This window comes from Duganella sp. FT27W (assembly GCF_009295655.1).
GTDB lineage: Bacteria > Pseudomonadota > Gammaproteobacteria > Burkholderiales > Burkholderiaceae_D > Rugamonas > Rugamonas zoogloeoides.
Window position 1 is genome coordinate 508,615 of the sequence record NZ_WHIV01000001.1, and the last position, 25,810, is coordinate 534,424.

Consider the following 25,810-nt stretch of genomic DNA (forward strand, 5'->3'; position numbering starts at 1 on the left):
CACGCCCCCAAGAGCCCCATGCATTCCAGCGTCACCTCAACGATGATTACCCCCGGCCTGTTGATTTTGCACGGCAACCAGATGGAGCAACTGCGCGCGGCCGTGTTCCAGTGGTTGCACAACCATCCGTTAGGGCCCCTGGAGCCGGAAACCTTCCTGGTGCAATCGAACGGCGTGGCCGAGTGGCTCAAGATCGCGCTGGCCGAGGAAATGCGCGTGTGCGCCGCCACCCGCGTGGCGCTGCCGGCGCGCTTTCTGTGGGAGACCTATCGCGGCATGCTGGGGCGCGAACGGGTGCCCCGGCGCTCCGCGTTCGACAAGGGCCCGCTCACGTGGCGCCTGATGCGCCTGTTGCCCACGCTGCTGGCCGATCCGGTCTTTGCGCCGCTGCGCCACTTCCTGGCCGACGGCGAGGCCGAACGCCGGCTGCAACTGGCCGAACGGCTGGCCGACCTGTTCGACCAGTACCAGGTGTACCGCGCCGACTGGCTCGACGACTGGGCCGGCGGCCGCGACCAGCTGCGCTGCGCCCGTGGCGAGATCATCGCACTGCCGCCCGAGCAGCGCTGGCAGGGCCAGTTGTGGCGCGCGGTGATCGACGACGTCGAGCCGCACGAACGCGCGCTGGGCCGCGCCACCGTCCACACCGAATTCGTGCGCGCCAGTGCCGCCGGCGAACTGCCGCTGGGCCGCCTGCCGCGTCGCATCGTCATCTTCGGCGTCTCGGCGCTGCCGTACCAGACGCTCGAAGCGCTGGCCACGCTGGCGCGCCACACCCAGGTGGTGCTGGCCGTGCCCAACCCGTGCCGCTATTACTGGGGCGACATCATCGAGGGCCGCGACCTGCTGCGCTCCGCGTATCGCCGCCAGCAGCTGCGCAACGGCCAGGACCTGGGCGCGCTGCCGCTCGAAGAGCTGCACGCCCACAGCCATCCGCTGCTGGCCAGCTGGGGACGCCAGGGCCGCGATTTCATCCGCATGCTCGACGAATTCGACGAAGCGGCGGCCCATGCCGCAGCCGCTTCCGGCGATGACGAGGCGGTGACGCCGCTGCGCGTGGACCTGTTCGGCGATGAGGACGGCGGCACGCTGCTGGCCCAGGTGCAGGCCGCCGTGCGCGACCTGCTGCCGCTGTCCGAACATCCGCACGCGCCGCCGGCTGCGGCGGACCGCTCGATCGAATTCCACATCACCCACAGCGTGCAGCGCGAGGTCGAGGTGCTGCACGACCAGCTGCTGCAAATGTTTGCGGCGACGCCGGACGGCGGTACGCCGCTGCGCCCGCGCGACGTGGTGGTAATGGTGCCCGACATCGACACCTTTACCGCCGCCATCCACGCGGTGTTCGCCCAGCACCGCCGCAGCGACCCGCGCTATATCCCGTTCGAGATCGGCGACGTCAACGACCGCAGCGTCAATCCGCTGCTGGTTGCGCTGGAGTGGCTGCTGCGGCTGCCGCAGCAGCGCTGCCGCCAGAGCGAAATCCGCGACCTGCTCGACGTGCCGGCACTGGCGGCGCGCTTCGGCCTCGGCGACGACGACCTGGCCACGCTGGGCCAGTGGATCGAAGGTTCGGGCGTGCGCTGGGGCCTCGATATCGAGCACCGCAGCGGGCTGGGACTCGGCTCCGCCGGCGAACAGAATGCCTGGATTTTCGGCGTGCGCCGCATGCTGCTCGGTTACGCCAGTGGCGGTGGTGGCGGCGGCCCAACCGCCAGCTTTGCCGGCATCGAACCATACGGCGAAGTGGGCGGCCTGGACGCCGCGCTGGCCGGTTCGCTGGCGCAAATGGTGGAGTCGTTGCTGCACTGGCGCGCGGCGCTGGCGCTGGCGCGCACCCCCGCCGATTGGGGCGTGCAGGCGCGCGCGCTGATGGCGGCGTTCTTCAAGGCCGGCGAGGAGGGCGACCGCCTCACGCTGGCGCAACTGGACGATGCGCTCAACACTTGGCTGGAAACCTGCGACAGCGCCCAGTACAACGAAGAAGTACCGCTGGCCGTGCTGCGCGAGGCGTGGCTGGGCCTGATGGACGAGCCTACGCTGAACCACCAGTTCGTCTCCGGCGGCGTCACCTTCTGCACCCTGATGCCGATGCGCGCGGTGCCGTTCCGCGTGGTGTGCCTGCTCGGCATGAACGACGGCGACTTCCCGCGCCGCGCCCCCAAGGCCGACTTCGACCTGCTGGCGTTGCCCGGCATGGCGCGTCCCGGCGACCGCTCGCGCCGCGACGACGACCGCTACCTGATGCTCGAAGCCGTGCTGGCTGCGCGCGAAAAGCTGTATATCAGCTGGGTGGGCCGCAATGTGCGCGACAACAGCGAGCAGCCGCCATCGGTGCTGGTCTCGCAACTGTGCGACTACCTGAAAGCCGGCTGGAACATGACACTGGCGGAACGCACCACCGAGCACGCGCTGCAACCGTTCAGCCGCCGCTATTTCGAGCGCGACGGCTTGCTCACGTATGCGCGCGAATGGCGGGCGGCGCACGACGTTGACCATGCCGACGAGGTGGACGCCGACGCACCCGCAGACGTGCTGCCACGGTTCGCGCTGGACGAAAAATACCGCCTTAAACTTGGCGCACTGGCGGGCTTTCTGCGCCAGCCGGTGCGCTACTTCTTCCGCGAACGCCTGGCCGTGGTGTTCGGCGAGGCGGCGCAGCTGGGCGACGACGAGGAACCGTTCTCGTTCAATGCGCTCGAGCGCTACCTGCTCGAACACACGATGCTCGACAACGATGCCGACACCGAGCAGCTGGAAGAAATCCACGACAAGCTCACCGAACGCGCCGAACAGCTAGCGCGCGAAGGCGTGCTGCCCATCGGCCTGATCGGCCGCCAGTACCAGCGCCAGCTGGTCACTTCGCTGGCGCCCGTGCGCCATGCGTGGCTGACGCTGCGCCAGCGCTACAGCAAGCCGGCCGCCAAGGTGGCGCTGAGCCTGGACCTGGGCCCGGTGCAACTCGACGACTGGCTCGACCAGCTGCGCAGCGATGGCGCCCAAACCGTGTGGCTGATGCAGCTGTCGTCGCGCGTGGCCGACAAGCAGGGCAAAGCCCGTGGCGACAAGCTGATCGCCATGTGGGTGCGCCAGCTGGCCGCAGCCGCAGCCGGGCTGTCCGTCACCGGTTACCTGGTGGCGCGCGACATGGTCGTCACCATGGCGCCGCTCGACGGCGACGAAGCCTTGCAGGCGCTGCGTGTGCTGGCGGCGTTGTGGCGCGATGGCATGGACCGTCCTTTGCCCACTGCCTGCAAGACGGCGCTGGCGCTGGTTGGCGACGGCGACGGCAGCGGGGAGAACAAGGCCAACGCCCGGACCGCGTACGACGGCGGCTTCGAGCTGCAAGGCGAAAACCAGGACCTGTGCCTGGCGCGCCTGTGGCCCGATTACAGCGCCTTGTCGGCGCAGCCGGATTTCGAACGCGTGTCGCAGGACCTGTACGGACCGCTGGCGCGCTGGATCGAGCAATGTATCACCATGGCGCCGATCGACGGCGAGGACGCAGCATGAGCACCGTACCAAACACCGCCAACGAGCTGAAGCCTCTGACCTTTCCGCTGCACGGTTCGCGCCTGATCGAAGCGAGCGCCGGCACCGGCAAGACCTGGACCATCGCCGCGCTGTACGTGCGGCTGGTGCTGGGTCACGGCGGCGACGACGGCTTTGTCCGCCCGCTGCTGCCGGCCGACATCCTGGTGATGACCTTTACCCGCGCCGCCACGCGCGAGCTCTCTAACCGTGTGCGCGAGCGCCTGGTGGCAGCGGCTGCGTACTTCCGCAACATCGATAGCGACGAAGCGCAAACCATCGCACCGGATGCCTACCTCGACGCCATCCTCGAATCGTACCCCGATCGGGGCGAACGCCAGCGCGCAGCGCACCGCCTGATGCTGGCGGCGGAAACCATGGACGAAGCGGCGATTTTCACCATCGACGCCTGGTGCCAGCGCATGCTGCGCGAGCACGCGTTCGACAGTGGCAGCCTGTTCGACGAGGAACTGGTCAGCGACGAGCAGGCGCTGTTCGAGGATGCCGCCAACGATTACTGGCGCCAGCAGGTGTATCCGCTGGCCGCGCCGGAACTCGAAGCGCTGCTGGCTTGCTGGGGCGACGTCGAGGTGCTGAAAAAATCGATTCGCGATCTGGTGCGCCGCGCCGACATCATCGCTGACCAGGACCTGCAACGTTCGCTCGGCACGCTGATCGTCACCGTGCAGCGCGAACAGCAGGCCGCGCTGGCTGTTCTGAAAACCGGCTGGTTGGACCGCGCCAACCGCATGGAGCAGTGGATCGCCCAGCTTACCGCCGCCACGCCCAAGTTTTTCAATGGCGTCAAGATGCGCGCCGCATCGGTGGCGGCATGGTTTGAAGCGCTGCGGTCCTGGGCCCAGGATCCGGCTGCCGTCATGCCGGACCTCACCGCCACCGCCTGGAACCGGCTCACGCCGGACGGCATCGCCGATGCGTTTTCCAAGGACAGCCACGCGGTGGTGCCCGACGACTTCGATGCCATCGCCGTACTGAAGCAAGCGCTCGACCAGTTCGAGCCGCTCGCGCATGCGCTGTACCGCCACGCGGCGGGATCGGTGGCGCTGCGCATGGCGGAACTGAAAAAGCGCAACCGCCAGTTCGGCTTTGCCGACATGCTCGACCGCCTGAATGCGGCGCTGCAAGGCGAGAACGCGGCAGCGCTGCGCCAGCGCATCGTCGAGCAATACCCGGTGGCGCTGGTGGACGAGTTCCAGGATACGGCGCCCAACCAGTACCAGATTTTCAACCTGCTGTACCGGGTGGCGGACAACGACCGCAATACGGGCCTGTTCCTGATCGGCGACCCCAAGCAGTCGATTTACGGCTTCCGTGGCGCCGACATCCACAGCTACCTGTCGGCGCGCACCGCCACCGAGGGGCGCCACTACCAGCTGGGCACCAATTACCGCTCGACCGGCCCGGTGGTCGCTGCCGTCAACCACCTGTTCCTCAACGCCGAAGGCGCATCTGATGCCGGTGGTTTCGGTCGCGGCGCGTTCCGTTTCCGCGATCCCGGCACCCGCAAAAATCCGCTGCCGTTCGAGGCGGTGGCGGCGCAAGGGCGCGCCGACCGGCTGGTGGGCGGCGCTGGCGATGCACCCGCGCTGGTGGTGGCCTGCACCGGCCTGGAACTGAAAAGCGACCAATACCGCGAGTTCTTCGCCAATCACTGCGCCGAAGACATCGTCGCCCGTCTCAACGACGCCAAGGCCGGCTTTGCTGGTCCGGGCGGCTTGCAGCGCCTGAAACCTGCCGACATTGCCGTGCTGGTACGCGACCGCAACGAGGCCGCCGCCATCCGCCGCGCGCTGCAGCGGCGCAAGGTGGCCAGCGTGTACCTGTCCGACAAGGACTCGGTCACCAATAGCGAGGAAGCGGGCGACGTGCTGCGCTGGCTGTCGGCGGTCGCCAATCCGCTCGACGGCGGCCTGGCCCGCGCCGCGTACGCCACCCGTACCGCCGGCCTGCCGCTGGCGGAACTGGCTGCGCTGTCGTCCGACGAACTGGCGTGGGAAGCGCGAGTGGAGCAGCTCAAGGGCCTGCACATCGTCTGGCAGCGCCAGGGCGTGCTGGCCATGCTGCGCCGCTTCATCCACGAGCTGCAACTGCCGGCCGCCTTGCTGCTGCAGGCGGGCGGCGAGCGGCGCCTGACCAATTTGCTGCACCTGGCCGAGTTGCTGCAATCGGCCAGCCGCCAGCTCGATGGCGAACAGGCGTTGATCCGCTGGCTGGCCGAACAGATCGAAACCGGGGAGGGCGCCGGCGACGAGCGGGTGCTGCGCCTGGAGAGCGACGCCGAACTGGTAAAGGTGGTCACGGTCCACAAATCGAAGGGCCTCGAATATCCGCTGGTGTACCTGCCGTTCGCGGTTACGGCGCGCAAGGTGGACCGGCGCAACCGCAGTTTCTTCGAATTCAGCGACGATGACGGCACGCGCCGCATCGACATGGCGCTTACCGACACCGCGCTGGCGCTGGTGGAAAGCGCCCGGCTGCAGGAAGACCTGCGCCTGCTGTACGTGGCGCTCACCCGGGCGCGTCACTTCCTGTGGCTGGGCGTGGCCGCGCTGGGCGCGCGCAAGGGCGGCGCCAACAGCCTGCACGACTCGGCGCTCGGCTACCTGCTTACCGGCGGCGCGCCATTGCCAACCGACTTGATGATCGGGCGCTGGAGCGACACCTGCAAGGAGTGCCCGGCGATTGGCATCGTGGCGCTGGAAGGCGATGGCATGCCGCCCACCATGCTGCACCGGGTGGACGACCGCCCGCAGCTGGTCGATGCCCCTCATTACACGGGCCGCTTCGAGCGCGACTGGTCAGTGGGCAGTTTCAGCTCGCTGGCGCGGCGCACTGGCCCCACCGCCACCATCGGCGGCGATCCAGTGACTGCGTTGCCGGTGCCACGCGACGCGGCCCAGGAAAAACTGCTCGAAGATGCCGACTTGCCGGCCACCGTGCCGGCCATGAAGGTCGAAGACGCGCCGTGGCACCGCTTCCCGCGCGGCTCCGTCCCCGGCAACTTCCTGCACGAGCAGCTCGAGTGGCTGGGGCAGGAAGGGTTTTATACGGTCGATGACGAGCACTTCGATGCGCGCCTTACGCGCCGGGTGGAGCGTGCCGGCTGGGGCAACCGCCTCGATGACACGCTGGCGTGGGTGCGCGAAATCGCCCGCACGCCGCTGCCGTATCTTGAAACGCCGCTGTCAGGCATCGACACGCCGCTGGCCGAAATGGAGTTCTGGTTTCCCAGCGAGCGCCTGTCAACCGGGGCGCTCGACCGCCTGTGCGTGGCGCGGCTGCTCGACGGCATGGCGCGTCCGTCCCTGCCCGAGCGCCAGCTGCACGGCATGCTCAAGGGCTTTGCCGACCTGGTGTTCGAACATGAAGGCCGCTACTGGGTGCTCGATTACAAATCGAATGCGCTGGGCGCTGGCGACGCCGCCTACCAGAAGCCGGCGCTGATGGCGGCCATGGCCGAACACCGCTACGACATCCAGGGCGCCATCTACATGCTGGCGCTGCACCGGCTGCTGCAAAGCCGCCTGGGCGACGACTACGACCCGGCCGAACACCTGGGCGGCGCAGTCTTCCTGTTCCTGCGCGGGATTGCCAATACCGCCACGCGCGGCTGCTACTGGATCGCGCCCGACCCGGAACTGCTACAGCAACTGGACGCATTGTTCGACGCCGGGAGCCACGCTGATGCCTGAGCAATCGTTACCATTGCCGGCAGCAGTCCGGATGCCAGCGGGCAGCATCCACCATGACGCTGAGCGATCGATACCATTGCCGACAGAGGCCCGGTCGCCATCCGGCAGCAACCACCACACGCGCCCTGCACCCTGGGCGGCGCCGCTGGCGCAACCCGCCGCATTCACCGACACCGATCACCATGATGACGCCTGAATTATCCGCACCGCTACTGACCGCAGTCGATGCGCTGACCGAAAACGGCCGGCTGCGGCGCCTGAGCGGCGCTTTTGCCCGCTTCATCGCCTCGATCGGCGGCGGCTCGCCGCCACTGATGATTGCCTGCGTGCTGCTGTCCGAGCTGGAGGGGCGTGGCCACAGCTGCCTGATGCTGGCCGAACTGGCTGGCGACCCGGCGCCGCTGCTGGGGCTCGATACCGAAGAGTGGGCCGCGCTGCGGGCGGCGGTGGCCGCTGCCGGCCCGTGGCCGAAAAATGTCGCCGCCTGGCGCACGCTGCTGGCCAGGTGCGAACAGGTATGGCCGGTGGGCGACCTCGATTTCCAGCAACCGCTGGTGCTCGACGGCGAACGGCTGTACCTGCGCCGCTACTGGCGCGATGAAACCCAGGTGGCGCACGCGGTGCGCGCCCGGGCGCTGGGCGGCCTGGTTGCCAGCGACGCCGACGACCAGACCGGGGCCGTGCGCCACTGGCTCGACATCCTGTTCGCACCGGGCACCCATGCGGACGGCGTGGACTGGCAAAAGACCGCCTGCGCGGTGGCCATGCGCGGCAAGCTGGGCATCATCACCGGCGGTCCTGGCACCGGCAAGACGTACGCGGTGGCGCGCCTGCTGGCGCTGCTGTTTGCCACCAGCGGCGGCCAGCAGTCGGGTTTGCGGGTGGCGCTGGCCGCGCCCACCGGCAAGGCAGCGGCGCGCCTGAAACAGTCGATCGATGTGGCGCTGGCCGGCCTGGACGATCGCGTGCGGGCGGTGATGCCGCAGCGCGAACTGGGCGCCGCCCGTACCCTGCACAGCCTGCTCGGCGCACGGCCCGATACGCGTGCCTTCCGCCACCATGCCGGCAACCAGCTTGACGTCGATGTGCTGATCGTCGATGAAGCGTCGATGATTCACCTGGAAATGATGGCCGCGCTGCTGGCGGCGCTGCCGTCCACCGCCACCCTGATCCTGCTTGGCGACAAGGATCAGCTGGCGTCGGTGGAGGCGGGCGCCGTGCTGGGCGACCTGTGCCACAACGCCGAGGCCGGCGGCTACGATGCGGAAACGCTGTCATATGTACAAGCGAGCACCGGCCAGCAGGTGCCCGAGCAGTATGCGGGGCGTGCCGGTCCGATTGCCCAGCAAACCGTGATGCTGCGCGAAAGCCGCCGCTTCGGCGGTCCGATTGGCGCGCTGGCACTGGCGGTCAACGGCGGCGACGCGGCGGGCGCGGTGCGCATCCTGCGCGCGGGTGAAGATAAAAAGGTGGCCTGGACCGATCCGGCGCTGCCGGGCGACCTGCTGCAACTGGCGCTGGCCGGTCGCGACGGCGCCCCTGGCGGCTACCGCGATTACCTGCGACTGGTCGAACAGGGCCCTGCCGGCGACGACCCCGGCGACCACCTGGCATGGGTGCAAGCGGTGCTGAAATCGTTTGAAACTTTCCGCATCCTGTGCGCCGTGCGCGACGGCGAGTGGGGTGTCTCCGGTTTGAACGAGGCCATCGAAAAGCGCTTGCAGGCGGCCGGACTGTTGCGCCGTACCGGCGAATGGTACGTCGGCCGGCCGGTCATGGTCACCCGCAACGACTACGGTACCGGCGTGTTCAACGGCGACATCGGCTTGACCTTGCCCGACCCGGCCCGCCCCGGCGCTTTGCGCGTGTACTTCTCGGAAGGCGATACCGTGCGCAGCGTGCTGGCCACGCGACTGCGCAACGTCGATACCGCATTTGCCATGACCGTGCATAAGTCGCAAGGCTCGGAGTTCCGGCACACGGTGCTGGTGCTGCCGAAAGACGGCGGCGGCGTGCTGGCGCGCGAGCTCATTTATACCGGCATTACCCGCGCGCGCGAGTTCTTCACATTGCTCACGCCAAACGGGCAAGTGTTACTCGAAGCGATAGCGCAGCGCACGCAGCGGGCCAGTGGATTGAGGGATTTGCTGGAGAGGTAATGCCAGAAGTTGGCGTGATTGTGCTCATTCCTGGTGGATTCGGTAACATCACGCGCTGAGGCAGGCGAAAAAAAAACCGGACGCCAGGGCCCGGTCTCTTCTTTTACAACCACCGCACTTACATCTCGCGGCTGGTCCGTTTCGACGCTTTGACAGCCGCCTGTTTCTTCGCTTTGACCGACGTTTTGACGATCTTGGCCTTGCGTACCGGCTTGGCCTTGGCCGATGCCTTGACCACGCGCGGCTTGTCCGCCTTGACCTTGGCCGACGCCTTGACCATGCGTGGCTTCTCGGCCTTGACCTTGGCCGATGCCGCCAGCAGGCGCGGACGCTCGAGCGAACGCGCTTCCGGGCCGACGATCAGGCGACGGATATTGACCGCGTCGGTGATGCGCGCCGAGTTGGCCTTGGCGTTGAGCAACACCAGGGTGTTGTTCTTGCCGCCGCTCTTGAAGCGCATGATCAGGCAACGGCCCGCTTCTTCGGTGTAGCCGGTCTTGGACAAACCGACGTCCCAGCCCTTGGCGCCGACCAGGCGGTTGGTATTGTGGTACTCGACGTCACGGCCCTTGATCTTGATCAAGTCCTTCTTGTCGGTGGTGATGCGGGTGATTTCCGGATAGACCGACGCTGCCCGTGCCATCTTGACCAGGTCGGTCGCGGTGGAGCGGTTGTGCGGCGACAGGCCGGTCGGTTCCTCGATCACGGTATTGGCCAGGCCCAGCGCGCGGATCTTGGCGTTGACCGCACGGCGGAAACCCTCGGTGCCACCCGGATAGGTGCGGGCCAGCGAGGCGGCAGCGCGGTTGTCCGAGGACATCAGCGCCAGTTGCAGCACGTCGCCACGCGTGATGGCGGCGCCGACCGGCACCCGCGAGGTGCTGTGCTTGAGCATGTCCACGTCGGCGCGGTCGATTTCGATCGCTTCCTTCATGTCCTGCTTGGCATCGAGCACGACCATGGCGGTCATCAGCTTGGTCAGGGAGGCAATGGGTACTTGTATGTCGGCATTCTTTTCCAGAATGACTTTGCCGGTGTCGTCTTCGACAACCAGCACCGACTGTGAACCGAGCGGCACTGCCAGGGCGGCGGCAGTAAACGTACTCAGCAAGACAGCAACAATTTTCTTGAGCATGTTCGGTAGTTTCGGTTTGGGATGTAGGGTGGAACAGGGCGTCGTGGAGGCGACGCAGCACATGACCAGGACGGTAGAAAACCACTGGCTATGCGGCAACACTGAGGTTGGACGATAACATTAAAGTGGTTTCTCGTCTATTGTGCGTAACTCGCGGATTCCATTATTTTAAACATTTCAATAAAACAAAAGCCCCGGGCACGCGGCGCGGGGCTTTTAAGGGAACAACGCAAGGAGAATCAGCTGCTGATCTTGGCGATCGATACTTCCGTCGATTTCACCAGCGCGATCACTTCGCTGCCGACCTTCAGGTCGAGATCATGGATCGAGCGCGAGGTGATCACCGAGGTGACGATGCCGTGCTGGGTTTCCACATCCACTTCCGAGACCACCGGTCCGAAGATGATTTCCTTGATCTTGCCGCGGAACTGGTTACGTACATTAATTTCAGAAATGGCCATCGTGATTCCTTTGTGTGGTTGATGTCTACCTAGCCAGAGTAAGGCCGACGGTCCATTTCGTGAACGAATGGTTCCGACTATCGTTATTTGTTCTGGTAGATCTTGTCGAACTCGCCGCCATCGTCGAAGTGTTTCTTCTGCGCTGCTTTCCAGCCGCCGAACACGTCATCGATGGTAAACAGGCTGATCTGGCGGAAGTTGGCGTTGTACTTCTTGAACGCCGCTTCCGAGCGTGGACGGAAGTAATGCTTGGCGATGATGTCCTGGCCCTGCGGCGAATACAGGAAGTTCAGGTAGGCGGTGGCTTCCTTGCGGTAGCCTTTCTTGTCCACCACTTTATCGACCACGGCCACCGGCGATTCGGCCAGGATCGACCACGATGGATAGACCACGTCGAAGTTGCTGCCGAATTCGGCGCGGACCAGGTTCACTTCGTTTTCAAACGTCACCAGCACGTCGCCGATGCCGCGCTGGGTGAAGGTGGTGGTGGCGCCACGGCCACCGCCGTCCAGCACCGGCACGTTCTTGAAGATGCGCGTTACCAGTTCGCGCGCCTGCACTTCTGTACCCTTGTTCTTGATCACCGAACCCCAGGCGGCCAGGTAGGTGTAGCGGCCGTTGCCCGAGGTTTTAGGGTTCGGTACGATCACTTTGACGCCCGGTTTGGCCAGGTCGTTCCAGTCCTTGATGCCTTGTGGGTTGCCCTTGCGCACCAGGTACACCATGGTCGAGTAGAACGGCGCAGCGTTGTTCGGGAATTTCTTTTCCCAGCCAGCCGCCACCGTGCCACGATCGACCAGCAGGTCGATGTCGTTGGCCTGGTTCATCGTGACCACGGCCGCTTCCATGCCGTCCGCCACCGAGCGGGCCTGCTTGGACGAGCCGCCGTGCGACTGGTTGATATCGACGGTCTCGCCGGTGGTCTTCTTGTACTCGGCCACGAACGCCGGGTTGATCTCCTTGAACAGCTCGCGCGCCACGTCATACGATGCATTCAGCAGCACGGGCGTGGCGGCGCTGGCCTGCAGCGGCAAGCCCAGGAACACTGCCGAAGTGGCCAGTAACGAAGTGACAACGAAACGGCGGGTCGTATTCTGGTAGGTCATAATGGCTTTCTTAATGAGATTTGGTAATAAGGAACACCGTCATGGTGTAAAATTTCATACAGAAAAGAAACGAATATTTCGTAATATGCTTAGAAGCGGGTTAGAAGCCGAGTCTGTTCACTGGAAAGCGCATAACGATTTTTGAAAACATTCGTGGGCAAAAATAGGGCGACACCCTAGGCTTTCGAGGTAGATCACGTGCACCGAGGTGCGCGTCAACCTCAATCTGCCGCTTGGTGTATAGTCGCGCTCAAGCACGGGGAAGCGCACAACGCTTCTTTTGCTATTGGAATGTTTTGTGAGCATACATGAGTCTTGAAATACGTAGCCCCCAGGTTCGCGTGGCGGTGGCGGCAGACGCGCAAGCGGCGTGCAATGTGTTGCGCCGCTCCATCGCGGAATGCTGTGAAGTCGATCATAAAAATGACCGCACCATCCTCGATGCCTGGCTGGGCAATAAAACTCCGCAAATGGTCGAAAGCTGGTTTGTCTCGCCCACCAATTTTTCCGTAGTGGCCGAGCTCGATGGCGCGGTGGCTGGCGTGGCCCTGCTGACCGGGGCCGGCAAGCTGGCACTGTGCTACGTCCTGCCCGAAGCCCGTGGCCAGGGCCTGGGCAAGGCCATGCTGGCGCGGGTGGAAGAGCAGGTGCTGTGCTGGGGCGTCAAGGCGTTGCAGTTGCATAGCACGGCCACCGGCCAGGGCTTCTTTGCCAGCCGTGGTTACACCGACGCCGGCAAGGTGCGCTCGCCGTATGGCGTGGAAACAGTATTTTTCTGGAAACAGCTCGATGCATCCGGCGATGCCGGCGCCGACGCCACCAAGCGCAAACGCTTTTGCAATTGCAACTCGGCTTGACTCCCTGGCAGCAACTCAGTAACTGAGCAGCAGTTCCTGGCGCCGGCACCGCACCGGCGCCGCGCCCACCTCTTCGCCCCCGACAAACAATGTCAATTCCCCCGCTTGCAGCTTGATCCAGGTTTCGTTGGAGGTCAGCGGCTGGGTGGCGATGACGGCGATGCGGTCGTCGAGGTGGTTGTGGCGGGAAAAATCGATGCTCAGGTCGCAATCGATCAGCCTGGCCACCGAGAACGGGTATTCGCGCACCACGTAGTGCAGGTCGGTGCTGCAATGGGCAAACAGCAGCTCGCCGTTGGACAGGATGAAATTGAAGGTGCCGTGCGCAGCGATCTCGCCAGCCAGCAGGGCCAGCGTAGCGAACAGCACGGGGCGCGGCGGCTGCTGTGCGAACCGCAGCGCCAGGCCCGACAGCAGGTGGCAGAACGCGCGCTCGCTGTCGGTGTCGCCCAGCGGCGAATACAGGCTTGGGTTCGGTTCGAAATCGACCAGGTTGCCGTTATGGGCGAACGACCAGGTCCGGCCCCACAACTGGCGTGTAAACGGATGGCTGTTCTCCAGCGCAATGCGGCCCTGGGTGGCCTTGCGGATATGCGCCACCACGTTTTTCGCCTTGACCGGCTGCTGGCGAAATTGCAGCGCCAGCGGCGAATCGATCGAGGCCAGGTGGTCGGTGACGAGCCGGCAGCCGTCGGCGGTGTGGATGGCGACACCCCAGCCATCCTTGTGTTCGCCGGTGCGGCCGCCGCGCTCGGCAAAGCCGGCGAAGGAAAAATCGACGGCTGCCGGTTTGCTGCTGTTCATGGCAAGGAGCTGACACATGGCGGACCAAAATCAATAACGATGATCCACGATAACGGCCACACTGTTGCGCCGGAAGGAATGTTTTGGCATATCCATAGCTGAAAGCATTCGTTCAGCTTTGCGGGGCGCCCGCATACGCTGTCGGTATTGTTTTGTTGTCGAGGATTACCATGTCATTTCCCATCTTGCAAAAGTACCTGACGCGTCTATCCGACGCCACGGGCGCCGCCGGTGTCACCTCGAGCATCTGGCTCGATCACGAGGGCAGGGCGCAGGGGCGGTTCTTCAATTGCACCATGAGCAGCGCCTTCCAGCCGATCCGCGCGGTGGCGACCGGCGAGGTTGCCGCCTACGAAGGCCTGGCGCGCAGCGTCTCGGCCCAGGACAAGGGCTTGTCCTTGTGGAAGCTGCTCGACCACGCGGCCAGCGACAACGAGTCGATCGAACTCGACCGCCTGTGCCGCATGCTGCATTCGATTAATTTTTTCCGGCAAGCCGATACCGCACCCAATGCGGAGGCCGACCTGTACCTGAACGTGCACGACCGGCTGCTGAGCGCCGTCAGCAGCAACCACGGCCATGCCTTCCGCCGCATCCTCGATGCGCTGGAACTGCCGCTGTCGCGCGTGGTGCTGCAATTGCCGGTGGCCACACCGCAGCAGGGCTGGCTGCTCAACTATGTCTCGGACAACTACCGCCGCAACGGCTTCCGCTTTGCCGTCAACGTCGATAGCGCAGCTGACGCCGTTGGCATACTCGACCGGTTACGGCCCGACGTGTTCAAGTTCGATACGCGGGTGCTGCACGACACCGAGGGGTTGCTGGCGCTGTTGCAGCGCACGCGCGAGGCCGGTGTCAGCGTGGTGTTCAAACGCATCGAAACCGACCAGGCGCTGCAGGCGCTGCGCGAACTGGGCGCGGCTGCCGGAGTGCCGCTGCTGGGTCAGGGCTATCTGCTCGATGAACCGCGCGCCACCCTGGCCGGCGTGCAACCGCAAGTGCAACCGCAGGCGGTTGCCGCCTGACGCGCGTCAACGGCGGCCCAACCTTGCTGGAGACTTAGCATTCGCTTAATCCTCGCTTAAGACTTGTCGATTCTTGTCCGCTGGGCAGCAAATTGACCGAAATCGATCCGTGCGCGCTTTTTTATTTCCCCCAGCATAAGTTATAGTACCCCTATCACTTTTCACGGATGTGCCATGGCTTCGCGCAGAGAGTTCTTACAGCAGGGTTTCGGGGTGACGGCAGCCAGTGTGCTGGCGTTGCCGTTAATCGGTTGCGGCACCAGTACCCCGCGCCAAACAACCGCCGCGGCCGCCAAGCCGGCCAAACCGGTGGCACGTCCGGCCGCGCCGGCCGTGATCACCGATTCCAAAACCGCCTCGGCCATGCCGCACGCATCGCAGCAGTCGGCGCCGTCGGGCAAGAGCAGCGAGCTCGAACCGCCGCCCGACATTTTCGATGCCCAGGCGCTGGACCTGGAGTTCTGGCTGCGTCCGCGCACCATCGAAGTCTATCGCCCGGCCAGCAACGAGCGCGCCAAGCTGCTGTACTGGCGCGATGGTGAAGTCATCGACTCCGCTTACCAGGACCTGTGCCACCTGCTGCGCGACGTCAACGGCAAGGAAACCGCCAAGATCGATCCCAAGCTGTTCGAAACCCTGTGGGGCGCGCAAGCGTTTGTGCGCCGCTTCGGCATCGACACGCCGCTGGAAATCCTGTCCGGTTACCGCACCCCGGCGTCGAACAACAAATTGCGCGAAGCAGGCGTGCCGGCCGCGCGCCAGTCGCTGCACATGGTGGGCCGCGCCGCCGACATCCGCATCGTCAACCTCAACGAGGAAGTGCTGGGCGGCCTGGTGAAAAGCTTCCGCCAGGGCGGCGTCGGCTTCTATTATCGCGGCGGTCCGCGCGGCGGCTGGATCCACGCCGATACGGGCCTCAATCGCACCTGGAAGGGCTGACGGCGGCGCTGTCCATCGGGTACACTGGCGCCTCGGTGACCGACACAGGAAGTGCAGATTGAACAAGCAAGACCAGCAAGATAATAACGCGCGCCCGCGCTTTCGGCCGGTGCCGTGGAGTGGCCTGGAAACCCCGGCCGATGTGGAACTGTGGATCGCCGAACATAACCTGAGTTTGCAGGAACATATCGCCCCGTACGAAACCGGCTACGGCGTCTGCTTCACGCTCGACGCCGGCGGCGAAATCTACTTGCATACGACCCAGGACGGCGCCCTGATCCTCGACGTGACGCCCGAGGCCGACTGGGTGGCGCCGTTGATCATGGCCGCCGCCAACGTGGCCGAACCGCCCCCCGGTTCGATCTGGGTGCTGCCCGACGATAAGCTGATCCAGCTGATGATCGGCCTCTCCAGCCTGATCGCCAGTTCGATCCTGGTCGTGGGCCATAATTTCGGCCGCCGCCGCATGGGCGCGGCCTGGTAATGGCGCGCTGACAACGTTCGCAGCGCCCACGTGCCAGACGATTGATGTTTTCTCGACATCTCTTAATGACAATGTTAGGCTAGTCTTCAGGACATTTCCCGGTAGCACTGCAAAGGGAGGGTATGGAGAACTACACCACTGATCAGCGGCGCCCGCCGCTGCTGGCCGACCAGCCGGTCGGCCAGCTGCCGGGTTTTGCCGTGCTGTCCGGGGCCGAGTCGTATCACGCGGCGCTGGCCGCCATCGCCGCCGACCAGGTTGCCGAGCTGCCGCCAACCGCTGCCGCGCAGGTCGACATCGAACAGGCGTTCGTCAACGACTTGTTCCTGCTGGCGCCGGTCGGCTATTTCGTCCTGGGCCTGGACGCCACCATCCTGCAAATGAACGTCAGTGGCGCCGGCCTGCTGGGCGTGCCGCGCGTCAATCCCGAGCGGCTCACCCTGCGCCATTTCGTGGCGCCACGCTTCCTCGACGACTTCGACCGTTTCGTGCGCGCCGCTTTCAACGAGGCCCTGCCGCAGCACTGCGACCTGCAACTGGTGCGCGGCCCGGACGCCCACCAGCCGGGCGTGCCGGTCAGGCTGCGCGCCTGCGCCGACCGCAGCGGCCAGGCGCTGCGGGTGCAACTGGAACCGGCCGAAGGCAAGCTGGCGGCACTGGAGCGCAGCGAGGAGCGCTTCCGCCGCATCGTCCACTGCGCCGAGGAGGGCATCTGGGAAATCGACGCCAATGCCCGCACCAGCTTTGTCAATCCCAAGATGGCGCAACTGCTCGGCTACACCATCGAAGACATGCTCGACCAGCCGCTCGTCGCTTTCATGGACGATGAAGGCCGCGCCATCCTCGAGCACAATATCGCCAGCCGCCAGCGCCGGGGAGGCGAGGCCGAACGCCACGAATTCAAATTCCTGCGCCGCGACGGCAGCGAGCTGTGGGTGACGCTGGCCACCAACCCGATTTTCGATGCCGGCGGCGCCTACCTCGGCGCGCTGGCGCTGGTGTCCGACATCACCGACAGCCGCGCCTCTGCCGAACTGATCTGGCAGCAGGCCAATTTCGATACGCTGACCGCGCTGCCCAACCGCCACATGTTCCAGGACCGGCTGGGGCAGGAAGTCAAAAAGGCGCGCCGCGAAGGCACCTTGCTGGCGCTGCTGTTCATCGACCTCGACGGTTTCAAGCAGGTCAACGATACGCTCGGCCACGGCCAGGGCGATGCGCTGCTGGTCGAGGCAGCGCGCCGCATCGTCGGCTGCGTGCGCGCCACCGATACCGTGGCGCGCCTCGGCGGCGACGAGTTTACCGTGATCCTCACCGGTCTCGAAAGCATGAACGGGGTCGAGCGCATCGCTCAGTCGATTGTCAGCCGCCTGCAGGCGCCGTTCGCGCTGCAGGCGGCCAACCCGGTGGTGTCAGCCAGCATCGGCATCTCGGTGTTTCCGGCAGACGCGGTCTCGCCCGAGGACCTGGTGCGCAATGCCGACCAGGCCATGTACGCGGCCAAGCAAAACCGCCGCTGCCGCTACAGCTATTTCACCGCCGACCTGCAACAGGCGGCGCAGGCGCGCCAGCAGGTCACGCTCGACCTGCGCGTAGCCCTGGCCCACGACCAGCTGGAACTGCACTATCAGCCGATCGTCAACCTGCGCACCGGCAGCATCGAGCGCGCCGAGGCGCTGCTGCGCTGGCGCCATCCGCAGCGCGGCCTGCTGGCGCCCGGCGATTTTTTACCGTTTGCCGAGTCGGGCGGGCTGATGATGGAAATCGGCGACTGGGTGTTCCGCCAGGCGGCGCGCCAGGCGCGCCAGTGGCAGGACGAGATCGGCGCCGGTTTCCAGGTCGGCATCAACCAGTCGTCGGCGCAATTTCGCGGCGATGCGGCGTTGTATGCGGGCTGGCTCGGTTACGCGGCCGAGCTGGGCCTGGCGCCACGCAGCCTGGTGATCGAAATCACCGAGCGGGTGCTGTTGGACAAGGCGACCCAGGTGGCGGACCGCTTGCGCGAATTGCGCGAGATGGGCGTGCAGGTGGCGCTCGACAACTTCGGCACCGGCTATTCGTCGCTGGCGCACCTCAAGCATTTCGGCATCGACTTGCTCAAGCTCGACCACAGCTTCATCCAGCACCTGGCCAGCGACAGCGGCGACCTGGCCATGTGCGAGGCGCTGATCCTGATGGCCCATCGGCTGGGCCTGCGGGTGGTGGCGGAGGGGGTGGAGACGGTCGCGCAGCGCCATTTGCTGGAACTGGCCGGCTGCGATTTTGCTCAGGGCTATGTGTATGCGCAGCCGATGGCGGCGCCGGAATTGACCGCGCTGGCGCAGCGCGGTCTGTGGCATGAGCTTAGCGCAGGCGCAGCAGCGATACCACGCGTTCCCGGCTAATGCCCGACAACGCCGACGTGATCGACAACATCGACTGGTAGCCGGGCTGCTTGGCGGTATCGACGAAATTGTCCGCCACCTGCTCCATGCCCTCGGTGGAGGTCTCGGCGGTTGTGCTTTGCACCCGCGTATTGGCCTGAGCCAGCGCCGAGCGTACCGAGCTGATCGATTTTTCCACGTGGGCCAGCGCTTGCACTACTTGCTGCAAGGTGGCGCGCAAGCCTTCCGCGTCGGAGGTTTGCCAGGACTCGGGATTGAGCGCGGCCGCCTCCGGCTCGGCCCGCAGGCGATTGAGCTGGCCGGCGGGGAAGCGCTGGCCATTGCCCTGCACGGCCAGGCTGTCGCGGATGCCGGCGAACTGGTTTTCCGGCGCGGAAAATTCGAGCTGGCCGTCATCGTTGAGCTTGACGCGCACGCCGGCCGGCGCCAGCGCATCGTCGAAGCGCTGGGCGATTTGCTGGTCGGACATGCCAGGCTCCAGTACCACCGAGCTCAGGTTCTGGCCGCCCAGCGACAGCGCCAGCACTTCGCGGCCGCCCTGGCGCAGGTTGGCCACGTTCATGCCGCGCACGGTGAAGCGGGTCCTGGTGTTTTCGTTGCTGAAATTGAGCTGGGCGTCGAGCGTGCCGCCCGACGCTGCCGTGCGGCTGCGCCAGGTATTGCTGAACTGGCGTACGCTGTTTTCCAGGTTGCCGTCGGCGCGCTGGCGATTGGCCAGGCGGGCGCTGAGGTCGGCTTTCAGGCTGCGCAGCTGGCCGGCGCTCTGCTCGAGAAAGTCGAGCGCCTGCTGGGCGCCGGAAATATCGCGCTGGAGCGGCTGGTCCCAGTTGTTGAGGCCGCGCCGCAGCGGCGCTGCCGTACTGGCAGGTGGTGTGACCGGCGTAGCGGTGACCGCGTTCTGGCCTTGCTGGCCAAGGGCGGTGCCGTCCACCGCGCTGGCATTGCCACCATTGCCGGTGACAATCACGGAAGGGGACGATGGTGACGGAATTTGCATGATAGGACGCTCGGCGCTTAGATGAGGCTGAACAGGGACATGCCGCTGACCTTGGAATAGGCCTTGTACGACGCTTCCACCGCCAGGCTGTAGCCGGCCAGTTCGGTGGCGGCGACGGCGTAGTCGAGCTTGCTCAGGTCGCCGATGGCGGTCGCATTCGACAGGCTGACGTTGGCATGGTTGTCATCGAGCGTTTGCAGGATGTTCTGGCCGCCGCCAAGTTGCGCGATCTTGCCTGACACCAGGTTGAGCCCGGCCGAAGTGCTGGCCATGGCGTCGCCAACGATGGCCCGCAGCGCGGGCGAATTGGGCTGCACGGCGGGATCGGACAGGGCGGTGATCGCTGCGGTCAGCTTGTCGAGCATGTCTTCCATGCCCTTGAGGTTGACGTTGGTGGTCTGGGTAACGCCGTTGCCCACCACCGTCGATTGATTCTTTTCGTTGCCTTGATACACATAGGTGCCCCCCACCAAGGCGATCGGCGCCTGGTCCACGGCGGTGCCGGAGAACACGTAGCGGCCTTCGGCATCGCGCTGGTTGGCGGTGTTGACCAGGCTGTCGCGCAGCGAGGTCAGGCTCGTCACCATGGCATTGAGGTCGGACGGCACATTGCTGCCGTCGGCCGCCCACACCAGCAGGTCGCTGACGTCGGTGATGTCGCGCGTCATGCTCGAGAGGTAGGATTCGTTGCTCGACATGCGGATCTGCACCGAGGCGATGTTGGAGCGGTACTGCGTGACCAGGGCTTGCTCGCGGGTCAGGCGCGAGATCTGGACGTTGCCCACCGGATCATCGGAGGGGACCAGGATGCGGTTGCCGGTCGCCATCTGCTCATTGATCTTGCTGAGCCAGGTCTGGTTTTCACCGAGGCCGCGCAACATGGTGGATTGGTATTGGCTGCTGGCGATACGCATCGCGCTTCCCCTAATTAGTTAAACATTTGCAAGGTGGCGTCGAACAGGTTGTTCGCGACGGAAATCACCTTCATATTCGCCTGGTACATATTCTGGAACTCGATCAGGCTGATGCCTTCCTCGTCCACGTTGACTGCGCTGGTCGATTTCCAGTCATCTTCGGCCTGTTGACGGACCGTGGTGGCAGTCTTGAGCTGGGACTGGTTTTGCTGGCTTTCGATGGCAAGCTTGCCGACCAGTTGGGTGTCGGCGTCGCCAAGCAATACCGAGCCCACCGAGGCCACCGTGATCGGTTTGCCGCGAATGGCGATCAGCGCCTGCAAATTGCTGTTGTCGCCCGCAGGCTGGCCGCGTTCGGCGAACGCCAGGTCGGCGGTGGTAAAACCTTCGTTGACCTTCAACAGGCCGGTGGTGCTGGTCGGGTCGAACGTGAACATGGCGGTGCCGGGGGCGCCATCGGTCTTGTCGCCGCTTTCCTGCTGGGCGTTGAACATGCTGCTGAATTGCTGGGCGATGTCGGCGATCGATTGTTGCAGCGGCGCCAGGGTGTTGGTGCGGAAATTGGCCAGGCCGCCCAGTTTGCCGCCGATCTTGCTGTCGTCGAGCACGAACCTGGTGCCGGCAAAGCTGAGATTGAGGGTTTGTTCGCCGCCTGCGCTGCTGTAGCTGAGGTTGGCTGCGACGTCGGCCGCGACCAGTGGCTGGCCGCTCTTGAGCGACACGCTGGCACTGCCGTCCGGACCGTACACGACTTCCACGCCTACCTGGGACGATACTTCATCGATCAGCAACTCGCGCTGGTCGATCAAGGCCGAGGTGTTGGTGCCGTTGGCGCCCACTTGCTGGATCTTGGAGTTGAGCGCGGCAATGCTGGCCAGCGAATCGTTGAGTGAGGGCAGGATGGCACTGCTTTGCTGTTGCGTCGACAGCTTCTGGTTGGCAGCCAGGTTGTAAATACTGTTGATCTGCTTGGACAGCGCATCGCCCGAGCTGATCACCTGCTGGCGCAGTGGCGTCGAGGTTGGATCGACGGCAGCCGCGTTGAGCGCCTTGAAGAAATTATCGAAGCCATAGCTGATGCTTGACGTCGGGTCGTTCATCACTTTTTCGAGCTGGGTCAGGTACGGCTGGGTTTGGGCGCGCTGGCCCAGCTCCGAGTTGGAGCGCCACATCTGTTGCGACTTGTAGGAATCGGAAAAACGCAGCAACGCGCCGACCGTCACGCCATTGCCCGGCGAATTACGGCTGAAATCGGCAACATTCGATTGCAGCAGCACGCCTTGGCGGGTGTAACCCTTGGTTTGCGAGTTGGCCAGATTCTGGCTGACCGTGGCGATGGCGGCCTGGGCCGCCAGGGCGCCCGACAATGCGTTGTACGTTATGCTCATGTTTGCAAGGGTCTTTCCTGGTGAACGCGAAGGACCGCAGCTTGCATTGCGCGAGTGATGCCGGTCCGTTACTTGTAGAAGGCGACGGCTTAGCGGGAAAGATTAAGCGCTGGCGCAGAATTTTGCGCGTTGGAAATCATTCTGTCGTTGGCGGGCACGATTTTCTCCGTGCCCCCGGCCGGGGCCGGTGCCGGGGCTGCTGACGGCTGCGGCAGCAGCTGGCGCAGGATGGCGTCGGCCACGCCGAAGGCGCGGCGCCCGGCGATCTGGTCGGCCACCAGGTTGTCGGCCATGTCCAGCATGTCCTGGTTGACCTTGTTGTTCATGGCGCTGTCCTCGTCGGCCAGCACGCGCACGCCGGAGCGCATCTGGTGCAGCATGTGGCCGATGAAAAAACTCTCGAACTTGACCGCCGCCTCGGTGGCCTTGGCACGATACGCCGGATCGACGGTGTCGGCCGGCTGGCCGGGCTGGCTAATCGCCGGCGCCACCACCACGTCGGGCAACTTGCCGGGTATGCCCGGAATCAGGCGCGATGGATCGAACGAGGGAGGAAAACTCATGATGTCCTTAAATGACGACCAGTTCGCCTTCGATGGCGCCGGCCTGGTCCAATGCTTGCAGGATGGCCATGATATCGTCGGGCGAGGCGCCCAGGCTGTTGACCACGTCGATAATCGCTTGCAGCTTGGCGCCGGCCGGCCAGTTGAACATCTGGCGCATGCCCTGTTCCGCAGTCACCTGCGACTGCGGCGCAGCCACCGTGTTGCCGCCGGCCAGCGCATTCGGCTGGCTGACCTTGGTGCTTTCCGAGATCACCACCTTGAGCGAGCCGTGGGTGACGGCAGCCGCGCGCACGCGCAAGCCGTCGGCAATGACGACGGTGCCGGTGCGCGAGTTGAAGACCACCTTCGGCGATTCCTCGCCCACGTCGATCGACAATCCTTCGAGCTTGGCCATGAAGGCGATGCGCTGGGTGGGGTTCGATGGCGCCTGCACCTCGACCGAGGTGGCGTCGCTGGCGGTGGCGATGTCGCCGAAGCGCTTGTTGATCGAATCGACGATATTGATGGCGGTTTGGAAGTGCGGATGGCGCAGCGACAGGCGTACGCTCGGGGTACTGGCGAAATCGGTCGGGATCGCGCGCTCGATGGCGGCGCCGTTGGGAATCCGGCCCGAGGTCGGTGTGTTGACCGTCACCGACGAACCGCTCTTGCCCTGCGCCGAGAAGCCGCCAACGACCACGTTGCCCTGGGCCAGAGCATACACTTCGTTGTCGGCCGCGCGCAGCGGCGTCAGCAGCAGGGCGCCGCCGCGCAGGCTTTTCGCGTCGCCCAGCGAGCTCACCACCACGTCGATCGCCTGGCCCTTGCGGTAGCCGGGCGGCAGCACCGCCGAGACCATCACGGTGGCAACGTTTTTCGATTTCGCATCGGTACCATCCGGCACCTTGACGCCGAACTGCTTGAGCATATTGATCACCGACTGGCTGGCGAACTTGACCTGGGTCGAGTCGCCGCTGCCGTTCAGGCCCACCACCAGGCCGTAGCCCACCAGCGGGTTGTCGCGGATGCCTTCGACCGAGACCAGGTTGCGCAGCACCTGCGCCGCCTGCGCGGGCAGGGTGGCGAACGTCAGGCACAGGGCCAGGGGCAGGGCGATGAGGCGGGACAGCGTGCGGAAGTTCATGATGTTCTCAGCCTCAGAAAGGCATGTATGGGCCGTTGAAGAAACGTGATAACCATCCGGCCGATTGCGTATCGGCCAGCGTGCCCTGCGCCGAGTAGGCGATGCGGGCATTGGCGATGCGCAGCGACGAGACCTGGTTGTCGGCATCGATGTCGGCTGCGCGCAGGTAGCCGCGCAGGCGCACGAATTCTTCGCCCTGGTTCAGGGTCAATACTTTTTCGCCGGATACGCGCAGCAAGCCGGTCGGCAGCACTTCCTGCACCACCACGGTAATCGCCCCGGTCAAGGCGTTCTGCTGGGTGCTGGTGGCGTCGCCGGTGAACGAATTGTCGGCGCCGACGCCGATACTGGCTTTCGGGAATACCTTGCCCAGCAAACTCGGGGCCGCCACATTGTTCGACGATTCCTTGGAATAACTGGTGCCTGCCCGTTTGCTTGCTTGCGTGGTTTCCTGCAACATCACGGTCACCACGTCGCCGACGCGGAAGGCGCGGCTGTCGGACGTCAGCGACATGCCCATGTCGGGGCTGTAGACGCCGCCGCCGGACACGCGCGGCATGGTCGAACGCACCAGCGGCGGCGGTTCGTCCATCGGGCCGGGGCGGACCGCCGGCGGTTCCAGGCTGGCGCAACCGGTCAAGGCGGCCAGGACCAGCAAGGGCAGTGCGGCTTTCATCAGCGTGCTGCCGAAGCCAGGTATTGCAACATATTGTCGGCGGCCGACAGCACCTTGGTGTTCATTTCGTAGGTGCGCTGGGCGGCGATCATGTCCACCATTTCTTCCACGACCTGCACGTTCGAGCCTTCCAGCGTGCCTTGCTTGATCTTGCCCCACTGCGCCGTACCGGGCGCACCTTCGGTCGGGGTGCCGCTCGAGGCGGTTTCCGCGTACAGGTTTTCGCCCAGGGCCATCAGGCCGGTGGGGTTGATGAAGCTGGTCAGCGTCAGTTGGCCGAGCTGGCTCGGGGTGGCAGTGCCGGCGATCGTGGCCGAGACGGTGCCGTTTTCACCGATGGTGATCGCGGTGGCGTTGTCCGGTACGGTGATCTGCGGAATCAATGGCAGGCCGTGGGCGTTGACCAGGATGCCGTTGGCGTCGATCTGCAACTGGCCGGCGCGGGTGTAGGCAGTTTCGCCGCTGGGCTGGCGCACGGCCAGGAAGCCGTTGCCATTGACTGCCACGTCGAGCTCGCGGCCGGTGGTTTGCAGGCTGCCGCTGGTAAATACTTTCTGGGTGCCGACCATGTGCACGCCGTTACCGAGCTGGACGCCCGATGGCGCCAGGGTGTTGTTGTCGGCCACTTGCGCGCCCGGCTGCTGGCCGACCGTGTAGAACAGGTCTTCGAACACCACGCGGTCGCGCTTGAAACCGATGGTGTTGGCGTTGGCCAGGTTGTTGGCGATGGTTTGCAGTTTCTGGTCTTGCGCTTGCACGCCGGTCTTGCTGATCCACATTGCTGGATTCATGGTTTCTCCTAAATACTGTTGGGATCAGCTTAGCCGCTGATCAGGCGATTGCCGGTTTCGGCCATGGTGTCGGTGGACTTGAACAACTTCATCTGGACTTCGAAGGTGCGGTTCAGGCTCATGGTGGCGACCATTTCTTCCACTGCCGAAACGTTGCTGCCTTCCAGGTGACCCGATTGCAATACCACGGTCGGATCGGTCGCCAGCGGCACGCCGTCGCGCGCGATCAGCAGGCCGGACTCGTTCTTGGTCAGCTCCGAACCTTCGGCCTTTACCAGGCGCAGCTTGTCCACGGTTTGCATGGTGGTCGTGCCCGGGTTCTGGATCGAAATCGTGCCATCGGTGCCGATGTCGATCTTGCTGTACTCGGGCAGCGTGATGGGACCGCCTTCGCCGAGCACCACGTTGCCGTTGATGCGCAGGGTGCCGGTTTCATCAAGCACCATGGCGCCGGCGCGGGTATAGGCTTCGCCGGTCGGTCCTTCGACCGTCAGGAAACCGGCGCCCGAGATCGCCACGTCGAGCTCGCGGCCGGTGGCCTTGAGCGTGCCCTGGCGGGTGTTGACCGAGTTGGCCTGCAACTGCGCCATGTGGCGGTCGTCGTAGCCGTAACCCTGCACGGACTGCGAGGTGGACATTTCCATGTCGGCCCGGAAGCCCACGGTATCGGCATTGGCCAGGTTGTTGGCGCGTACCTGCTGGCCGCGCAGGGCCCGCTCGGCCCCGCTCATGGCGGTAAAGATCAACGAATCCATGC

The 25,810-nt window shown here is 65.0% G+C and carries 20 protein-coding genes; 8 read left to right on the plus strand and 12 right to left on the minus strand.

The annotated features are described in order from the left end of the window. Positions 1 to 18 precede the first annotated feature (18 nt). The 3 genes from recC to recD all read left to right on the plus strand — a co-directional run bounded on the left by recC (position 19) and on the right by recD (position 9,403). Positions 19 to 3,513, plus strand: a complete 3,495-nt coding sequence (recC, locus tag F8197_RS02125) for an exodeoxyribonuclease V subunit gamma (protein ID WP_152879631.1) — start codon at positions 19 to 21, stop codon at positions 3,511 to 3,513. Beyond that, positions 3,510 to 7,244 (plus strand): exodeoxyribonuclease V subunit beta, encoded by a 3,735-nt coding sequence (gene recB, locus F8197_RS02130; RefSeq protein ID WP_152879633.1) that lies wholly within the window; start codon positions 3,510 to 3,512, stop codon positions 7,242 to 7,244. Before recC ends, recB begins: the two co-directional genes overlap by 4 nt. Positions 7,245 to 7,429: 185 nt before the next feature. Then, complete coding sequence (gene recD, locus F8197_RS02135) at positions 7,430 to 9,403, plus strand: exodeoxyribonuclease V subunit alpha (protein WP_152880775.1); 1,974 nt, start codon at positions 7,430 to 7,432, stop codon at positions 9,401 to 9,403. A 118-nt stretch (positions 9,404 to 9,521) separates the two neighbouring features. On the opposite strand, the gene F8197_RS02140 is transcribed toward recD, so the two are convergent. From F8197_RS02140 to F8197_RS02150, 3 genes are all read right to left on the minus strand, one after another. Further along, positions 9,522 to 10,538, minus strand: coding sequence for a serine hydrolase (locus tag F8197_RS02140; RefSeq protein ID WP_019919847.1), 1,017 nt, complete (start codon positions 10,536 to 10,538; stop codon positions 9,522 to 9,524). Positions 10,539 to 10,777: 239 nt separating this feature from the next. After that, a complete protein-coding gene (locus tag F8197_RS02145) occupies positions 10,778 to 10,999 on the minus strand; it encodes a molybdopterin-binding protein (RefSeq protein WP_019919846.1) in 222 nt (73 codons plus the stop codon). An 83-nt stretch (positions 11,000 to 11,082) separates the two neighbouring features. Next, positions 11,083 to 12,105 carry a sulfate ABC transporter substrate-binding protein gene (locus F8197_RS02150; protein WP_152879634.1) on the minus strand — a complete coding sequence of 341 codons (1,023 nt, stop codon included), beginning with the start codon at positions 12,103 to 12,105 and terminating at the stop codon, positions 11,083 to 11,085. Positions 12,106 to 12,413: 308 nt separating this feature from the next. Here F8197_RS02150 and F8197_RS02155 point away from each other — a divergent pair, with 308 nt between their 5' ends. Next, entirely contained in the window at positions 12,414 to 12,962 is a 549-nt protein-coding gene (locus F8197_RS02155) for a GNAT family N-acetyltransferase (RefSeq protein ID WP_152879636.1), read from the plus strand. A gap of 15 nt (positions 12,963 to 12,977) precedes the next feature. On the opposite strand, the gene F8197_RS02160 is transcribed toward F8197_RS02155, so the two are convergent. Next, positions 12,978 to 13,784, minus strand: a complete 807-nt coding sequence (locus tag F8197_RS02160; protein ID WP_152879637.1) for a class II glutamine amidotransferase — start codon at positions 13,782 to 13,784, stop codon at positions 12,978 to 12,980. Between the two features lie 152 nt (positions 13,785 to 13,936). Between F8197_RS02160 and F8197_RS02165 the strand changes: the two genes are divergently transcribed. From F8197_RS02165 to F8197_RS02180, 4 genes are all read left to right on the plus strand, one after another. Then, positions 13,937 to 14,791 carry an EAL domain-containing protein gene (locus F8197_RS02165; RefSeq protein WP_152879639.1) on the plus strand — a complete coding sequence of 285 codons (855 nt, stop codon included), beginning with the start codon at positions 13,937 to 13,939 and terminating at the stop codon, positions 14,789 to 14,791. A gap of 174 nt (positions 14,792 to 14,965) precedes the next feature. After that, complete coding sequence (locus F8197_RS02170; protein ID WP_227012020.1) at positions 14,966 to 15,730, plus strand: DUF882 domain-containing protein; 765 nt, start codon at positions 14,966 to 14,968, stop codon at positions 15,728 to 15,730. 58 nt (positions 15,731 to 15,788) lie between these two features. Then, positions 15,789 to 16,214 (plus strand): hypothetical protein, encoded by a 426-nt coding sequence (locus F8197_RS02175; RefSeq protein WP_152879641.1) that lies wholly within the window; start codon positions 15,789 to 15,791, stop codon positions 16,212 to 16,214. Positions 16,215 to 16,336: 122 nt separating this feature from the next. Further along, a complete protein-coding gene (locus F8197_RS02180; RefSeq protein WP_152879643.1) occupies positions 16,337 to 18,598 on the plus strand; it encodes a bifunctional diguanylate cyclase/phosphodiesterase in 2,262 nt (753 codons plus the stop codon). Here F8197_RS02180 and F8197_RS02185 read toward each other — a convergent pair. The 8 genes from F8197_RS02185 to F8197_RS02220 form a co-directional block, all read right to left on the minus strand. Next, a complete protein-coding gene (locus F8197_RS02185) occupies positions 18,558 to 19,595 on the minus strand; it encodes a hypothetical protein (RefSeq protein WP_152879645.1) in 1,038 nt (345 codons plus the stop codon). The genes F8197_RS02180 and F8197_RS02185 overlap by 41 nt on opposite strands. A 17-nt stretch (positions 19,596 to 19,612) precedes the next feature. Next, positions 19,613 to 20,509 carry a flagellar hook-associated protein FlgL gene (gene flgL, locus F8197_RS02190; protein ID WP_152879647.1) on the minus strand — a complete coding sequence of 299 codons (897 nt, stop codon included), beginning with the start codon at positions 20,507 to 20,509 and terminating at the stop codon, positions 19,613 to 19,615. A gap of 14 nt (positions 20,510 to 20,523) precedes the next feature. Continuing rightward, positions 20,524 to 21,897 (minus strand): flagellar hook-associated protein FlgK, encoded by a 1,374-nt coding sequence (gene flgK, locus F8197_RS02195; RefSeq protein ID WP_152879649.1) that lies wholly within the window; start codon positions 21,895 to 21,897, stop codon positions 20,524 to 20,526. 89 nt (positions 21,898 to 21,986) lie between these two features. After that, the gene (locus F8197_RS02200) at positions 21,987 to 22,460 is read right to left on the minus strand and encodes a rod-binding protein (RefSeq protein ID WP_152879651.1); all 474 of its coding nucleotides are present in this window, start codon (positions 22,458 to 22,460) and stop codon (positions 21,987 to 21,989) included. A gap of 7 nt (positions 22,461 to 22,467) precedes the next feature. Next, positions 22,468 to 23,586, minus strand: coding sequence for a flagellar basal body P-ring protein FlgI (locus tag F8197_RS02205; protein WP_152879653.1), 1,119 nt, complete (start codon positions 23,584 to 23,586; stop codon positions 22,468 to 22,470). A 13-nt stretch (positions 23,587 to 23,599) separates the two neighbouring features. Then, the gene (gene flgH, locus F8197_RS02210; RefSeq protein WP_019919832.1) at positions 23,600 to 24,262 is read right to left on the minus strand and encodes a flagellar basal body L-ring protein FlgH; all 663 of its coding nucleotides are present in this window, start codon (positions 24,260 to 24,262) and stop codon (positions 23,600 to 23,602) included. After that, entirely contained in the window at positions 24,262 to 25,053 is a 792-nt protein-coding gene (gene flgG, locus F8197_RS02215) for a flagellar basal-body rod protein FlgG (RefSeq protein ID WP_026636912.1), read from the minus strand. The genes flgH and flgG overlap by 1 nt, the downstream gene beginning before the upstream one ends. Before the next feature lie 29 nt (positions 25,054 to 25,082). Continuing rightward, positions 25,083 to 25,808 (minus strand): flagellar basal body rod protein FlgF, encoded by a 726-nt coding sequence (locus F8197_RS02220; protein ID WP_019919830.1) that lies wholly within the window; start codon positions 25,806 to 25,808, stop codon positions 25,083 to 25,085. Positions 25,809 to 25,810 lie beyond the last annotated feature (2 nt).

What these genes read in the sequence shown, in the direction of transcription:
- recC (WP_152879631.1), top strand. Translation starts at nt 19, where the DNA reads ATGCATTCCAGCGTCACCTCAACGATGATTACCCCCGGCCTGTTGATT.
- recB (WP_152879633.1), top strand. Translation starts at nt 3,510, where the DNA reads ATGAGCACCGTACCAAACACCGCCAACGAGCTGAAGCCTCTGACCTTT.
- recD (WP_152880775.1), top strand. Translation starts at nt 7,430, where the DNA reads ATGACGCCTGAATTATCCGCACCGCTACTGACCGCAGTCGATGCGCTG.
- F8197_RS02140 (WP_019919847.1), bottom strand. Translation starts at nt 10,538, where the DNA reads ATGCTCAAGAAAATTGTTGCTGTCTTGCTGAGTACGTTTACTGCCGCC.
- F8197_RS02145 (WP_019919846.1), bottom strand. Translation starts at nt 10,999, where the DNA reads ATGGCCATTTCTGAAATTAATGTACGTAACCAGTTCCGCGGCAAGATC.
- F8197_RS02150 (WP_152879634.1), bottom strand. Translation starts at nt 12,105, where the DNA reads ATGACCTACCAGAATACGACCCGCCGTTTCGTTGTCACTTCGTTACTG.
- F8197_RS02155 (WP_152879636.1), top strand. Translation starts at nt 12,414, where the DNA reads ATGAGTCTTGAAATACGTAGCCCCCAGGTTCGCGTGGCGGTGGCGGCA.
- F8197_RS02160 (WP_152879637.1), bottom strand. Translation starts at nt 13,784, where the DNA reads ATGTGTCAGCTCCTTGCCATGAACAGCAGCAAACCGGCAGCCGTCGAT.
- F8197_RS02165 (WP_152879639.1), top strand. Translation starts at nt 13,937, where the DNA reads ATGTCATTTCCCATCTTGCAAAAGTACCTGACGCGTCTATCCGACGCC.
- F8197_RS02170 (WP_227012020.1), top strand. Translation starts at nt 14,966, where the DNA reads ATGGCTTCGCGCAGAGAGTTCTTACAGCAGGGTTTCGGGGTGACGGCA.
- F8197_RS02180 (WP_152879643.1), top strand. Translation starts at nt 16,337, where the DNA reads ATGGAGAACTACACCACTGATCAGCGGCGCCCGCCGCTGCTGGCCGAC.
- F8197_RS02185 (WP_152879645.1), bottom strand. Translation starts at nt 19,595, where the DNA reads ATGCAAATTCCGTCACCATCGTCCCCTTCCGTGATTGTCACCGGCAAT.
- flgL (WP_152879647.1), bottom strand. Translation starts at nt 20,509, where the DNA reads ATGCGTATCGCCAGCAGCCAATACCAATCCACCATGTTGCGCGGCCTC.
- flgK (WP_152879649.1), bottom strand. Translation starts at nt 21,897, where the DNA reads ATGAGCATAACGTACAACGCATTGTCGGGCGCCCTGGCGGCCCAGGCC.
- F8197_RS02200 (WP_152879651.1), bottom strand. Translation starts at nt 22,460, where the DNA reads ATGAGTTTTCCTCCCTCGTTCGATCCATCGCGCCTGATTCCGGGCATA.
- F8197_RS02205 (WP_152879653.1), bottom strand. Translation starts at nt 23,586, where the DNA reads ATGAACTTCCGCACGCTGTCCCGCCTCATCGCCCTGCCCCTGGCCCTG.
- flgH (WP_019919832.1), bottom strand. Translation starts at nt 24,262, where the DNA reads ATGAAAGCCGCACTGCCCTTGCTGGTCCTGGCCGCCTTGACCGGTTGC.
- flgG (WP_026636912.1), bottom strand. Translation starts at nt 25,053, where the DNA reads ATGAATCCAGCAATGTGGATCAGCAAGACCGGCGTGCAAGCGCAAGAC.
- F8197_RS02220 (WP_019919830.1), bottom strand. Translation starts at nt 25,808, where the DNA reads ATGGATTCGTTGATCTTTACCGCCATGAGCGGGGCCGAGCGGGCCCTG.